This is a genomic window from Gordonibacter sp. An230 (assembly GCF_002159915.1).
Classification (GTDB): Bacteria; Actinomycetota; Coriobacteriia; order Coriobacteriales; family Eggerthellaceae; genus Rubneribacter.
Map to the genome: position 1 here is coordinate 56,415 of NZ_NFJP01000023.1, position 13,456 is coordinate 69,870.

The following is a 13,456-nucleotide window of genomic DNA, read 5'->3' on the forward strand; positions in this document are numbered from 1 at the left end:
GACAGAAAGACATTCATGGCTGCGAAACGACACGAACGAACGCGCGCCCGTCGCGAGGCGCTCCAGGTGCTCTACACGAGCGAGATAACCGACGAATCGGCTGCGGCCATCGCCGAGGGGCCGATGCGCCTCGCCGAGGATGGGCCGCTGCCGGAGTACGCGCTTACGCTCGTTCGCGGCGTGGAGGCGCATCGTTGCGCCATTGACGGTCATCTGTCGGCCACATCCGAGAACTGGTCGCTCGCGCGCATGCCCGTCATCGACCGCTCCATCTTGCGCTTGGCGGCCTACGAGATGATGTACGTGGACGATGTGCCCACGTCGGTCGCCATCAACGAGGCGGTGGAGCTGGCGAAAGATTTCGGCGGCGAGGATGAATCGCCCCGGTTCGTGAACGGCGTGCTCGGCCGCATCGCAAAGCGCCTGGAGGAAGCCGTTCCCTCGGTTGCCTCCGCATGCGACGAGGGTGTTGCGTGCGCTCGGGACGCCCAGGATGGAACGTGTCGGGAAGAGGTTTCGGAGGGCCGTTGCGAAAGCCCGTCGGAAGGGCGCGGCGTTCTCGGGGCGCCCGCTTTGGCGGACGGCTCGCTGGAGGGAGGGCGCTTCCATGGCGCTTGAGGAGTACGACAGCTTCGAGGCGGTGAAGTCTCGTCTTGACGAGATCGTTGACGCTGTGAACGACGATGATCTTCCGCTTGACGACGCGCTTGCTCTGTACGAAGAGGCCGTCTCGCTTGGTTTGCGGGCGAGCGATCTGCTTGAGGAAGGCATCGAAGCGCAAAACGAGGCGGATCGCGAGGAGGAGGCGGAGGCGCTAGACGGCGTCGCTGCCGACGAGGGATCGGTTGACGATGCGGGCGACGGCGATCCGGCTTCCAACGAGCCGACGACGGCCTGATTCTGAAAGGCACGAGCATGAACGATCAACGCATTCTCGATATGGTGTCGTCCCCTGCCGATCTCAAGGTGCTCACGAATGAGGAGCTGTCGATACTCGCTCGCGAGATCCGCGAAGATATCATCACGGTAACGTCCGAGACGGGCGGCCATGTGGCTTCCTCCCTCGGCGCGGTGGAGATCATCCTCGCTGCGCACAGCATGCTCAACTGCCCCCACGATAAGCTCGTGTTCGATGTGGGGCATCAAGCGTATGCGCACAAGCTGGTCACCGGACGTTTGGACGAGTTCAAAACGCTGCGCTCCTACGGCGGGCTGTCCGGTTTTACGAAACCAGACGAGAGTCCCTACGACGTGCATCCGTCCGGGCATGCATCCGACTCGCTGTCTGTGGCGCTCGGTTTGGCGCAGGCGCGCGAGCTGTCCGGAGGAGACGAGAAGATCGTTGCTGTCATCGGCGACGCGGCGCTGTCCGGTGGTATGGCGTTCGAGGCGCTCAACCACATGGGCCAGGCGCAGATTCCCATGGTCGTCATCCTCAACGACAACGAGATGTCCATCTCCCGCAACGTTGGGGCGCTTATGAAGCACCTCGGTTACATGCGCGCCTCCACCCAGTATCGCGAGACGCGCGATTTCGTGCAGGAGAAGATGGAGAAGAGCGGCCCCTTCGGCACCGCGCTCGCCAATTTCGGGCGCAACGTGAAAGAATCGCTCAAGCAATTCATCATACCGCGCTCGATGATCTTCGAGCAGCTGGGCATAATGTGCACCGCGCCTATCGACGGGCACGACATAGGCCTGCTCAAGGAGACGCTCGCTGCCGTGCTCGACACGGACGGGCCGGTGCTCATCCATGTGGTCACGCGCAAGGGCGCCGGCTACGCTCCCGCGGTGGCTGATCCCGAGAAGTTCCACGGCATCGCGCCGTTTCACATTGGCACAGGAGAGGTGAAGAAGAAGCCTGCGTCCGCTCCGACATACACGAGCGTGTTCGGCAAAGCGCTCGCAGCCGAGGCGCGCCGCGACGAGCGCATCGTGGCCATCACAGCGGCCATGCGCGGAGGCACCGGGCTCGACGGGTTCTTCGAGGAGTTCCCCGACCGCTTCGTTGACGCGGGCATCGCCGAGGAGCATGCGGTGGGGCTGGCCAGCGGTCTCGCGCTTGGCGGCAAGAAGCCGGTCGTGGCCATCTACTCGACGTTTCTGCAACGGGCTTTCGACCAGATCATCATCGACAACGCGCTGCCGGATCTCGATGTGGTGTTCGCCATTGACCGTGCCGGCGTCGTCGGCGAGGACGGGCCGACGCATCATGGCATGTTCGACCTCGCCTACATGCGCATGATTCCTCACATGCGCGTGCTCGCACCCTCCGACGAGGCCGAGCTCGTCCATGCGTTGCATACGGCGCTTGCTTTGGGCGGGCCGTTCGCCATCCGCTACCCGCGCGGAGCGGGCGAGGGCGCGCCAGTTCCCGAAGAGCCCGAGGTGCTCGAAGAGGGTCGTGCCCGCGTTGTGCGCGAAGGCGGCGATGTGGCCGTTCTCGCGTTCGGGCGCATGGTGTCGCGCGCGCTCGGGGCCGCTGACCTTCTGGCGGAGCGCGGTTTCGATGCGCGTGTCGTGGACATGCGGTGGGTGAAGCCGCTCGATGCCGAGGAGATCGCGCGTGCCGCGCAAACGAAGCTCGTGGTCACCGTGGAAGGCGGCGTCGTGGCCGGCGGAGCGGGCGAGGGAGTGCTGGGCGAGATGGCCCGTCAGGGCTTGCACGCCCCAACGCTCAATCTGGGCATCCGAGATCGCTACGTGCCGCAAGGCAGGGTCGATCTCCTCCTGCGCGACCTGGGTCTCGATGCGGAAGGCATCGCGAACTCCATCGAGGAGCGACTGTGCTCATAGGAAGGGCGGCGGATGCTCTTTCGAGCGCAGGCGCCTGCGGCTTCTCGTCGCGTGCGTGCGGGCGGGGGCTTAGGCGCGCCCTTTCGGGGTCGATGTTTGCACCTGATGCCGGCTTCGGTGTTGCATCAGGTGCGCATTAGACCTCTCACCTCGTATTTTACTTAAACTTGATCTTCATTTTACGTATATTTGACGGAGTGTTTCTATTATGGCTCCGAGCGTTGTGTTCTCAAAGTCCGAAAGGGGATGGGTGTGGAGTACGAACTTGCGGCGTTCGCGACGGCCTTCGTCAGCGATCCCGTGCTCGCGGTCATCGTGGTGCTGACGCTGGGCGCCACCATCGTCAACGGCGCCACCGACGCTCCTAACGCCATAGCGACGGTGGTAGGCACGAAGGCCATGCGCCCTGGCCCCGCCATCGCCATGGCGGCGGTGTGCAACTTCGTGGGCCTTGCGGGCATCACGATGGTGTCATCGGCTGTGGCGCTCACCATCTTCAATATGGTTGATTTCGGCGGCGACAACCATGCGGCGCTCGTGGCGCTGGCTGCTGCCATGGTGGCCATCATCGTGTGGGGTGTGGCGGCATGGTACTTCGGCATTCCCACTTCGCAAAGCCATTCGCTCATCGCGGGTATCACGGGCGCGGCCATCGCGCTGCAGGGCGGATTTGCCGGCGTGAACGGTGCTGAGTGGATGAAGGTGCTTTACGGTTTGGTCGTCTCCACGTTTTTGGGCTTTGGTGCCGGATGGCTCTTCACGCGTCTCATACGCGTGTTCTGCTGGCGTGCGCAACGCTCGCGCGCCAATGCGTTCTTCAAGTGGGCGCAGATTCTCTCGGGCGCGGGCGTGGCGGTGCTGCACGGAGCGCAGGATGGACAGAAGTTCCTCTCTTTGTGCATGCTCGGCATCATGATCGCCATGTCGGGCACGGTGGATGGCGACGTGACGTTTCCGTTCTGGCTGATCCTGCTCGTGTCGGGGGTGATGGCGCTCGGCACGGCCATCGGCGGCAAGAAGATCATCAAGTCCGTGGGCATGAACATGGTGAAGATGGAGCAGTACCAAGGCTTTGCCGCGTGCCTGTCGGCGTGCTTCTGCATCGGTCTGGCCACGTTCACCGGCATGCCCGTGTCCACCACGCACACTAAGACCACCGCCATCATGGGCGTTGGCGCCGAGAAGAGCATTCGCAGTGTGAAGTGGGGTCTAGCGGGCCGCATGGTGCTCACCTGGGTGCTCACTTTTCCCGGTTGCGGCCTCCTGGCCTTTGTGTTCACCCATCTGTTCCTCATGTGGTTCTAGAGGCGCGGGATCGGTGGGTCCGGTATCGCGGGAAGGGGAGGTTGCGCACGGGCGGGGCGGCTTCGACGCGAGAGGAGGGCTTTGCCCTCGCATCGCGTCGAGAGCGGTGTCGGCTGCGAGGGGCAGGCGGCGTTGGTGCGATGCGCCGATGCCGCTCGTCGGTCAGTGCGGCCGCATGAAGCCTGGCATACGAGCCCGTCGTCGCGGTTTCGCGCGAGGACGGGCTGGCTATCGAAATCAGGACGGTTGCTGCGCAGGGCGCACGGCCGAGGGCTTCGTGTCGAGATGGATGGACAGCGGCTTGCGGCAGGATCCGGTCTGAAGGTCCCGACCTCCTTTCCTTCCACGTGCTCGCCTGCAGGTTTTCGGTGATCGCCTTTCGCGTCAAGCGCTCTCGATGCGCTTCTCCATGATGTAATCGTCCATGATGAACCCGTTGCCGATGTCGGTCTCCGCGGCGTCGATGGTTTCGAATCCCTTGCCAAGGTAGGCCCGAATGGCCAGATCGTTATGCTTGTACACCGTCAGATACATCGCGCGCAGTCCGCGCTCGCGGCACAGGTTCTCGTAGAAGCCGATCGTCCGGCTGGCGAAGCCGTGCCCGCGCTCCTCGGCCCGCAGGTAGATCTTCGAGATGAAGAAACGGTTCGTCTCGGGCTCGACGCGCCCTCCCGTGTAGCCAACGATGCGTCCGTCGTCCTCGGCTCGCAGCAGCCAGTACTCGTAGGCGTGCTCGGCCATGTCGCGCTCGATGGCGGCGATGCTCTGGAAGCGCTCGACCATGTAATCGGTTTGGGCCGGGCCGATGAGAGCGGGCCAATACTCGTGCCAGATCTCGTCGGCGAGCGCGGCGAGGCGCTCGCAGTCGTCGGGGGTTCGAACGGGGATGAATGCAATCGTCATGATGTCGCCTTTCGTCTGTGCATGTTCCCGTATTGTAACGCGAGCGCACGGATTGCGCGTCGTTCGCGCCTTAGGCGATGGACGGTTGGGCCGCGCTGGTCGGCCGCGTCCTGTCACGAACGGCGTGATCGGGGTTGTGGACGTTCGCGGCAGAAGCGCCATCCCTTCTTCGTCCGTGCGTCTTGTCTTTACTAATGATATATAATCCTATTTAATTTATACTACGGCTAACGATTCGTATGGCGAGGAGGCATCATGGCGACCACGATTGGGAACGGGAACGACCGCGCGGTAACGCGCAACACCATACAGCGAGCTCTCGTTCTCGAGTCCGTGCGCTCGCTGCGCAACCATCCCACGTCCGCCGACGTGTACGAGTCGGTGCGCGAGCATCATCCGAGCATATCGCGAGCCACGGTGTACCGCAACCTTGGCGTGTTGGCAAGCCGGGGCGAGGTGCTTCGCGTTGAGGTGCCAAACGGCGCTGATCGCTATGATTTCCGCACAGCCCCTCATTGCCATGCCGTCTGCCGCATGTGCGGGGGCGTGTTCGACATCGAGGTTTCTCAGGTGGATCTCATGTCGCAGGTGAGCGACGCGCATGGTTTTTCCATCGAGCGCCATGCGATCATCTTCGAGGGAGTGTGCGCGCAATGCCGGCATGATGGCCGAGCGTGCGCAGAGGGACACTGAGGAGCGAGCTTTTACGGGTTCCGGCTTTGCCGACCCTCCTCGCGGTTGCAAAGGGGTTTGTCTGCTGCGCTTGCGGAAGGCGCGGTTCTCGGGAGGATACGGGGCGGAGGAGGGGCGCGACGCGGAGTGGCCGAGCGTCCGAAAGGGCAAGGGGAAGAGGCGGAGCGAAAAGGGTCTCAGGGGTCGAAGGGGCGGATCCGGGCTCTATTTCCGCATCGTGACGCGCTCGGATGCACTCGAGTTGCGCAGAATTCGACAGATTGCTGCCGTGATTCGTCCGAGCAAGGGGAGCGTGGGCGGAATCCCCTTTGCTTGAAGTGCTGATTGCGAAGAAAGGCCTGGCCGAAAAAAGCTGGATGGTTCTGGCGGCTGCCAACGGTGGCAATCTGGCGATTTTCGCGCCCGAAGGGAAGGCTTCTCCGCCATTGAGCCACCGTTGGCGGATGTCGTGCCGGTCCACCGCGCGAAAGCCCGTCGGTGCTTGGGAGGGTTCTTTGTCCAACGGTGCGGCCCCTCGTCTCGCCCGTTCTCGAGGGGGTCCGATCCAGAATCCGGCGAACGCTGGTTCGCGCCGATTTCGGCTTGGCGGCGCAAGGGGACTCCGCTTGTCCGAAAGGGCGTGCCCATTTGCGCGTCCTTCCCGGCGAACCTCGCGGTTTCGGCGAGCGCGGCTTCTCTCTCGATGCCGCAGCGCTCGCCGCTGAAGGGCCTCTTGAACCAAAGCGCACAGAGGGCCCGCTTCGGCTTGGGCCGTCTCGGCGCGCGCCGACCTCTGAAGGCCGTCTGCGAGCGTGGCGCGAGGGCATCTTCTTACCTGTTCGCGAAAGGGCTGTCATTTTTCATGTGAAAAAGGGTGTGCTGGCTTGCGTGCGGAAGGAGGGGGGCGGGGTGCGGCGGTTTCGCGTGGTCGGGGACGAAGCGGGCGCATCGAGGGTTCGGGTGCCGCTTAAGCGCGAGCTTCGAGATCCTGTCTTCATTCGCAGGCAGGACGGCGAGATAGGCCGATGGGCATTCCGTTGCGCGGAGGGTCGCAGAGCAAAAGAAAATCTCGTGCGTGCCACGAAAACGAGCATGCGCTTCGCGACGGCTGTGCTATACTAATACGGCTTGTAGGACAACCCTGCAAGCGAACGGTATTGCAGGCCCCCGAGACATGTTTGTTGCACTGCTGGACGGCAAGTTTCTTGCACGAGCGAACATGGTATGAGCAATCAATCATGACGAAGGGTCCCCGACGAGAAGGAATTGAAAGGGGTCCGTTTTGACCGACATCAAGAACACGTCCGTCATCGACTTCGAGGACATTTCCGACGCCGACATGAACGCGATGATCGACGGCACGCTGACCGAGTTCGACGAGGGCGACCTGGTCGACGGCACGGTCGTCAAGATCGAGCATGACGAGGTGCTCGTGGACATCGGCTTCAAGAGCGAGGGCGTCATCCCCTCCCGCGAGCTGTCCATCCGCAAGGACGCCGACCCGTCCGACATCGTGGAGCTGGGCGAGAAGATCGAAGCCCTCGTGCTCCAGAAGGAGGACAAGGACGGTCGCCTGATCCTCTCCAAGAAGCGCGCCGAGTACGAGCGTGCGTGGATCCGCGTCGAAGAGAAGTTCAAGGCCGGCGAAGTGGTCACGGGCGAGGTCATCGAAGTCGTCAAGGGCGGCCTGATCCTCGACATCGGCCTGCGCGGCTTCCTGCCGGCGTCGCTGGTCGACCTCCGTCGCGTCAAGGACCTCGATATGTACCTCAACACCGAGATCGAGGCCCGCGTCATCGAGATGGACCGCAACCGCAACAACGTCGTGCTGTCCCGCCGCGTGCTGTTGGAGGAGGGCCGCAAGAACGAGCGCGCCGAGATCCTGGCGAAGCTGTCGAAGGGCATGCGCCTCAAGGGCACCGTCTCCTCGATCGTCGACTTCGGCGCCTTCGTCGACCTCGGCGGCATCGACGGCTTGGTGCACATCTCCGAGCTGTCCTGGAACCACGTCAACCATCCCTCCGAGGTCGTCAAGGTGGGCGACGAGGTGGAGGTCGAGGTGCTCGACGTCGATCTGCAGCGCGAGCGCATCTCGCTCGGTCTCAAGCAGACGACGGAGGATCCGTGGATCAAGCTCGTCGAGAGCTACCCGGTGGGCTCCATCGTCGACGGCAAGGTGACGAAGATCGTGCCGTTCGGCGCGTTCATCGAGCTCGGCCAGTCCATCGAGGGCCTCGTGCACATCTCCGAGATGGCCATGCGCCACATCGATACTCCGGCCCAGGTTGTGAAGGCGGGCGACGCGGTGAAGGTGAAGGTCATGGAGATCAACCCCGAGCGTCGTCGCATCTCCCTGTCCATGAAGGCCGCTGCGGCCGAGCTGGGCTTCGAGATCGAGGTGGACGAGTCCATCCAGGCTGAGGAGAAGCCGGCCAAGAAGAAGACCGAGAAGAAGGATGCTCCTGCCGAGGAGCAGGCTGCGGAGTAGCTTCTTGCGTAATGTTCGCGAAACGGGGCCGACGCACGTCGGCCCCGTTTTTCGTATGGAGCCGACAGGAAAGGGGAAGGGCATGGCGCGTGAGGGCCGCATTGCGCTCGGGATGAGCGGCGGCGTGGACAGCGCGGTGTCGGCGGCGCTGCTCATGCGTGCCGGGTACGAAGTAGTGGGGGTGACCTGCCGCTTCCATGATGGCGAGGCGTCCGACGCTGCTGCTTCCGACGCCGCTGCCGTGTGCGAGCGGCTCGGCATCGCGCACGTGGAGCGCGATTGTTCTGACGCGTTCGAGCGTCGAGTGGTCGTTCCTTTCGTTGAATCGTACGCATGCGGTTTCACGCCGAGTCCCTGCATCGGGTGCAATGCCTCCTGCAAGCTGCCAGAGCTTTTGGAAGTTGCGAGCGAGCTTGGCTGCGATCAGGTGGCCACTGGCCATTACGCGCGCATCGCACGGTATCAGGCGACCGGACGCTTCGTGGTGAAGACCGCGCTTGACGCCCGCAAGGATCAAAGCTACATGCTTGCGCTGCTCTCGCAGGAGCAGCTCGCGCGCCTCGTGCTCCCGCTTGGCGCTATCACGAAGGCGGAAGTGCGCGTCATTGCGGCCGACTTGCGGCTGCCCGTAGCCGAAAAACCGGAAAGCCAGGACAATTGCTTCGTGGAAGGCGACTATCGCGATTTCTTGCGCAACCGCTGCGTGGCGAGCGAGTCGGGCGATGTGGTGGATCGCAAGGGGCGTATTCTGGGACGCCATACGGGGTTGCCGAACTATACGGTGGGGCAGCGCAAGGGCATCGGCATCGCCGCAGCGAAGCCGTATTACGTGGTGGGCAAGGACATCGCGCTCAACCGGTTGGTGGTGGGGTTTGCCAACGAAGCGCTCATGAAGGCCGTGCACGTGGGGGATGTGAACTGGCAGGCGCTTGATGGGCTGATCGAGCCTCGCGAGGCCATGGGAAAACTTCGCTACCGAAGCAGCGCCGCTCCGTGTATCATAGAGCCGGAAGGTGGTCGGCGCGTGCGGATCGTGCTGCGCGAAGCCCAGCCGATGACGGCGCCGGGCCAGTACGCCGTCATGTACGAGGGCGACACCGTGCTCGGAGGCGGTATGATCGAGGAGGTAGAGCAAGCATGAGGAAGCTGTTCATCATCGGCGGCATGGGCGCGGGTAAATCAACTGCTCGCAAGGCGCTCGTTGACCAGGGACTTCCCTATATCGATCTCGACCAGGTGGGTCATGACGTACTCATGTGGGACACGGTGAAAAGGGAGCTGGTCGATACGTTCGGCGCGGATATCCTCGGCTCTGACGGCGAGATCGTCCGTAGCGCGCTTGCGGCGAAGGCGTTCGTGAGTCCAGCAGAAACCCGCAAGCTCAACCGTATCACGCTTCCCCGCATCGAGGAGGCGTTCACCGACCTCGTAGCCGAGCTTGGAAGCGAGGGACATGCGGCAGTAGTGGTGGAGCACTCCGTGTTCAAGAACCGACAGACATCGCTTGCTTACGACGCGGACGTGGTCTTGGCTGTGCTTGCGCCGCTCGATATGCGCATCGAGCGCGCGGTGAAGGCGGGTTGGGAGGAGGCAGATGTGCGCCGCCGCATCGCCCAGCAGATCACCGATGCGGATCGCATCGAAGCTGCCGACGTGGTGTTCAACAACGACGGCACTCCCGATGAGCTGCGCAACCAGGTGCTGGCCTGGTGGGCAGAGTACTCAAAGGAGCTGTAAGGATGCGAGGGGCCCTGGCCGGGCCCTTCTTGCGCCATCGATAATGTGCGGGCTGCGAGCACTCTTTCGCCGCATTTTGCCGTGGCGGCTCTTCGTATGCTGGGTTACTTGTTGGCGCGCTTCGCGTTGTCGCCCGAAACGGTCGTTTTTCGCAGCGGAACCGACCGTTTCGGGCGACAATGGGGCCATTATGCCGGCCTTACCACAGTCCGAGCGCGTACTGCATCCCTAAGCTGACGGCGGTGATGGCCGCCCAGCAGACAAACCCCATGAGGATGGGCTTTCCGCCCGATTTCACGAGGTGCACGACATCGGTGTTCAGCCCGATGGCGGCCATGGACACGACGATGAGGAATTTCGACAGCGTTTTGAACGGCTCGAACAACGCCTGATCGGCTCCGGCTGACGCGGCGGCGGTGGTGATGACGGAAGCTGCCAGAAACAACACGATGAACGGGGGAAGCGCGCGCCGCAAGCTGAAGTTTCCCAGCCTGCCCGCAGGTTTGACCACGCTGTTCTTGCGAGCCTCCAGTGCGACGGGGTCGCGGCGCTCCTGCCGCGCCGCCCAGATGCCCAGCACAAGCGTAATGGGGACGATGGCGAGCGTGCGGGTGAGCTTCACGATGGTGGCGTGGTCGAGTGCGTTCGATCCTGGATGCATGCCGTCCCAAGCTGCCGCAGCGGCTGTTACCGACGAGGTGTCGTTCACTGCGGTTCCCGCGAAAAGCCCGAAGCCTTCGTTGGACATGCCGAGCGTTTCACCAAGCGAGGGGAAGATGAGCGCGGCCAGCACATTAAACAGGAAGATGACCGAGATGGCTTGGGCTATGTCTCCATCTTTGGCCCTGATGACTGGAGCGGTGGCCGCGATGGCCGATCCGCCGCATATGGACGAGCCTACGCCGATGAGGGTTGAGATGCCGGCCGGCATGCCCAACGCTTTGCCCAGGGCGTATGCTACGATGAGCGCTGCGGCAATGGTGGAGCAGATGATGGGCAACGACGTCAATCCTACTTGGGCGACCTGCGCAAGACTCAATCCAAAACCCAGTAGCACGACGGCTGCTTGGAGCACTTTCTTGCCGGCGAGCGCGATACCGGGTTGCGTACGGCGACGCGAGGGCTGCTTCCAGACCACGGCGATGGCCATTCCCGCCACAATGGCGAACACGGGACCCCCTATGAGGGGGAACAGCTGCCCGACGAGCCAGCAAGGCGCGGCAATGGCGAGGCAGACCGTGAGGCCGGGAAGATTTTTCGCCAAAGTGGCCACATTCATCCTTTCCAACGGGCGGTGACGCTGCAGGGCAGGAACCATCGGTCCTTCCTCTAGGCGCTCCACGTCTTTGCGCAACGATGGCAGAGTATAACATGCGCTGTCGATTTCAGACCTCGTAGGCACCCTTCTGCTCAGGGACGATGTGGCCCCATAGGACGCTGCGAGCTTGCGGCTGCCTTTCTCTTGTCGAAGATGTGAATTGTGCGGAGGTTTTGGGCATGATCGCTCGATCGGGCGCGCGGCTCTCTTGGATGTGCCGGGCTCGATGGCCACCCATCTCCAGACGAAAATGCTCTGAGTTGGAGAAATGCGCCGTCGTTTGCACGCGATTGCCCGAATATGGGTTGCAAAACGCCTGTTCAAAAAATTATATTCGTTTCAATCCGCGTTTTGAGATATTGCGTCGATGCGCGATTGCCCGGCGGTTCTCATCCGTTCGAGCAACCTCCGAGTTATGGAGAAATCGGGGGGGGGGGCTTCAGAGAAGGTTTCCGAGAGTTGTCGAAACGCAAAAGCCCTAGTATCATTACAAAGTCGTTTTCTGCGGATGCTTTTGCGCGCCGCCAGAGCGCTGTCCTGACGACTCCTTGTGATCGAAGGTGGGATCGGGCGCCGCGAGCGGGATGCTGTCCTGCCGTTGGGCGAGGGACTCGGTCGATGAGCTGTCGTACGGGAACCAGCTGCGCGAGCTTTCTGCAAGGAGGCCGATGGGGAGGGGTGTCCCTCGTTCGCCTCATCAGCTTCTTCGCAGGAAACTGCATGCGCCCGCAAGGGCGCGACTTTTCGACATACCTTGATGCGCGAAATCGATGCCACGTGTGCGTTTCGTTAGCTTCTTGGGAATGAATAGCCGTTGCGGAATCGGAGCGTTTGTTCGCGCCTGCTATCGAGGCGAGGGCGAAGCCATGGTTTCCGTGCGGGCGCTTTGAAGGGCGACCGGGAGATCGGGCGAGGAGATCGGCATGTGGTACGTGGTCCAGGTGATGGCCGGGCGGGAGTTCGCTGTGCAGCGGCTCATCGAGCGCATGGTGGGCGACGAGGTGCTCGACGAGTGCTTTGTACCGTGCTACGAGGTGCAAAAGCGCATTCGAGGAGCGTGGCGCACCTGCACGTCCGTGCTATTCCCCGGATACCTGATCGTGGTGACCGACGATGCGTCCGATTTGCAATCGGCGCTTCGTCGCGTTCCTGCGTTCGCGAAGGTGCTGGGCAGCGACGGCAGATTCATTCCCTTGGAGCCGCGCGAGGTCGCGTGGATCGACGCCTTTACCGAGAAGGGGCATCGCGTAATCGGCGTGTCGGAGGGTGTTGTGGAGGGCGACCAGGTTGTCATCCTGAAGGGTCCGCTGATGGGGCATGCGGGCTGGATCAGGAAGATCGACCGCCGCAAGCGCACGGCGTATCTGGAGATGGGCATGTTCGGCCGCACGATTACGACCAAGCTGGGATTGAGCATCGTGCGGAAACAATGAGAGGGAGTAGCCTGCCGGGCGAGCACGATGGATATCAGTGAAAACGGAATAGCATTAGAGGGCGCTCTCGACGACATGTCGGAAGCGCCCTGTTCCGAGGGGTCGGACGGCTGGGCCGCCATGGCCGAGCGCCTTCACCCCGGCGTGTCGGTGAGGCCGCCGCTGTCGCGCGTGCCGGGCCGCGGCTACGCGCACGTCAAGCGCGCCCTCGACGTCGCGCTCTCGCTGGCGGCCCTCGCCGCGCTCTCCCCGGTGCTCCTGGCCTGCGCCGTCGCCGTGAAGGCGACGAGCCCGGGGCCCGTGCTGTTCCGCCAGGAGCGCTGGGGCAGGGCCGGCTCGCGCTTCACGTGCTGGAAGTTCCGCACGATGCTCGCGGAGACGCCGCCGGACCTGCCCGCCCGGGACTTCGCCGACAAGGGGGCGTGGATGACCCCCGCGGGGGCCTTCCTGCGCAGGTGGTCGCTCGACGAGCTGCCCCAGCTGGCCAACATCCTCAAGGGCGACATGTCGGTGGTGGGCCCGCGCCCGGTGATCATCCGGGAGCGGGGCCTCGTGGAGCTGCGCGCCCCGCTGAACGCCGACGCCGTGCGCCCGGGGCTCACCGGCTGGGCGCAGGTCAACGGGCGCAACCTCGTCTCCGACGGGGAGAAGGCGTTTTTGGACGGCGAGTACGCCGCCAACATGTCGCTCTCCTTCGACGCGAGGATCCTCGCGCGCACCGTGGCCGTCGTGCTGAGCAGGCGGGGAGTGGACCGCGAGGGGGCCGGCGGGGAAGGGGGCGGAAGGTGAGGATCCTCGCCGTCT

12 protein-coding genes are annotated in these 13,456 nt (G+C 63.4%); 10 read left to right on the plus strand and 2 right to left on the minus strand.

The annotated features are described in order from the left end of the window. Window positions 1–15: 15 nt before the first annotated feature. The 4 genes from nusB to B5F40_RS11760 all read left to right on the plus strand — a co-directional run bounded on the left by nusB (window position 16) and on the right by B5F40_RS11760 (window position 4,101). Window positions 16–618, plus strand: coding sequence for a transcription antitermination factor NusB (gene nusB / locus B5F40_RS11745; protein WP_239443034.1), 603 nt, complete (start codon window positions 16–18; stop codon window positions 616–618). Further along, window positions 608–898 (plus strand): exodeoxyribonuclease VII small subunit, encoded by a 291-nt coding sequence (xseB, locus tag B5F40_RS11750; RefSeq protein ID WP_087194470.1) that lies wholly within the window; start codon window positions 608–610, stop codon window positions 896–898. The genes nusB and xseB overlap by 11 nt, the downstream gene beginning before the upstream one ends. Window positions 899–915: 17 nt before the next feature. Then, complete coding sequence (gene dxs / locus B5F40_RS11755) at window positions 916–2,796, plus strand: 1-deoxy-D-xylulose-5-phosphate synthase (protein WP_087194471.1); 1,881 nt, start codon at window positions 916–918, stop codon at window positions 2,794–2,796. Between the two features lie 252 nt (window positions 2,797–3,048). After that, window positions 3,049–4,101: an inorganic phosphate transporter gene (locus B5F40_RS11760; protein WP_087194472.1), complete on the plus strand. Its 1,053-nt coding sequence runs from the start codon at window positions 3,049–3,051 to the stop codon at window positions 4,099–4,101. A 384-nt stretch (window positions 4,102–4,485) separates the two neighbouring features. Here the strand turns inward: B5F40_RS11760 and B5F40_RS11765 are convergent, their stop codons facing one another. Beyond that, window positions 4,486–5,004 carry a GNAT family N-acetyltransferase gene (locus tag B5F40_RS11765; RefSeq protein ID WP_087194473.1) on the minus strand — a complete coding sequence of 173 codons (519 nt, stop codon included), beginning with the start codon at window positions 5,002–5,004 and terminating at the stop codon, window positions 4,486–4,488. A gap of 255 nt (window positions 5,005–5,259) precedes the next feature. Here B5F40_RS11765 and B5F40_RS11770 point away from each other — a divergent pair, with 255 nt between their 5' ends. From B5F40_RS11770 to coaE, 4 genes are all read left to right on the plus strand, one after another. Next, the gene (locus B5F40_RS11770) at window positions 5,260–5,697 is read left to right on the plus strand and encodes a Fur family transcriptional regulator (protein WP_087194474.1); all 438 of its coding nucleotides are present in this window, start codon (window positions 5,260–5,262) and stop codon (window positions 5,695–5,697) included. Window positions 5,698–6,958: 1,261 nt separating this feature from the next. Beyond that, complete coding sequence (gene rpsA, locus B5F40_RS11790; RefSeq protein WP_087194478.1) at window positions 6,959–8,164, plus strand: 30S ribosomal protein S1; 1,206 nt, start codon at window positions 6,959–6,961, stop codon at window positions 8,162–8,164. A gap of 82 nt (window positions 8,165–8,246) precedes the next feature. After that, window positions 8,247–9,305 carry a tRNA 2-thiouridine(34) synthase MnmA gene (gene mnmA, locus B5F40_RS11795; protein WP_087194479.1) on the plus strand — a complete coding sequence of 353 codons (1,059 nt, stop codon included), beginning with the start codon at window positions 8,247–8,249 and terminating at the stop codon, window positions 9,303–9,305. Next, a complete protein-coding gene (coaE, locus tag B5F40_RS11800) occupies window positions 9,302–9,901 on the plus strand; it encodes a dephospho-CoA kinase (RefSeq protein ID WP_087194480.1) in 600 nt (199 codons plus the stop codon). The genes mnmA and coaE overlap by 4 nt, the downstream gene beginning before the upstream one ends. 199 nt (window positions 9,902–10,100) lie before the next feature. Here the strand turns inward: coaE and B5F40_RS11805 are convergent, their stop codons facing one another. After that, window positions 10,101–11,174, minus strand: coding sequence for a YeiH family protein (locus B5F40_RS11805; RefSeq protein ID WP_239443035.1), 1,074 nt, complete (start codon window positions 11,172–11,174; stop codon window positions 10,101–10,103). Between the two features lie 968 nt (window positions 11,175–12,142). Here B5F40_RS11805 and loaP point away from each other — a divergent pair. Both loaP and B5F40_RS11815 read left to right on the plus strand, forming a co-directional pair. Beyond that, on the plus strand, window positions 12,143–12,652 hold the full coding sequence (gene loaP, locus B5F40_RS11810; protein WP_087194481.1) for an antiterminator LoaP: 510 nt from the start codon (window positions 12,143–12,145) through the stop codon (window positions 12,650–12,652). A gap of 75 nt (window positions 12,653–12,727) precedes the next feature. Next, a complete protein-coding gene (locus B5F40_RS11815; protein ID WP_162610969.1) occupies window positions 12,728–13,441 on the plus strand; it encodes a sugar transferase in 714 nt (237 codons plus the stop codon). Window positions 13,442–13,456: the final 15 nt, after the last annotated feature.

What these genes read in the sequence shown, in the direction of transcription:
- nusB (WP_239443034.1), top strand. Translation starts at nt 16, where the DNA reads ATGGCTGCGAAACGACACGAACGAACGCGCGCCCGTCGCGAGGCGCTC.
- xseB (WP_087194470.1), top strand. Translation starts at nt 608, where the DNA reads ATGGCGCTTGAGGAGTACGACAGCTTCGAGGCGGTGAAGTCTCGTCTT.
- dxs (WP_087194471.1), top strand. Translation starts at nt 916, where the DNA reads ATGAACGATCAACGCATTCTCGATATGGTGTCGTCCCCTGCCGATCTC.
- B5F40_RS11765 (WP_087194473.1), bottom strand. Translation starts at nt 5,004, where the DNA reads ATGACGATTGCATTCATCCCCGTTCGAACCCCCGACGACTGCGAGCGC.
- B5F40_RS11770 (WP_087194474.1), top strand. Translation starts at nt 5,260, where the DNA reads ATGGCGACCACGATTGGGAACGGGAACGACCGCGCGGTAACGCGCAAC.
- mnmA (WP_087194479.1), top strand. Translation starts at nt 8,247, where the DNA reads ATGGCGCGTGAGGGCCGCATTGCGCTCGGGATGAGCGGCGGCGTGGAC.
- coaE (WP_087194480.1), top strand. Translation starts at nt 9,302, where the DNA reads ATGAGGAAGCTGTTCATCATCGGCGGCATGGGCGCGGGTAAATCAACT.
- loaP (WP_087194481.1), top strand. Translation starts at nt 12,143, where the DNA reads ATGTGGTACGTGGTCCAGGTGATGGCCGGGCGGGAGTTCGCTGTGCAG.
- B5F40_RS11815 (WP_162610969.1), top strand. Translation starts at nt 12,728, where the DNA reads ATGTCGGAAGCGCCCTGTTCCGAGGGGTCGGACGGCTGGGCCGCCATG.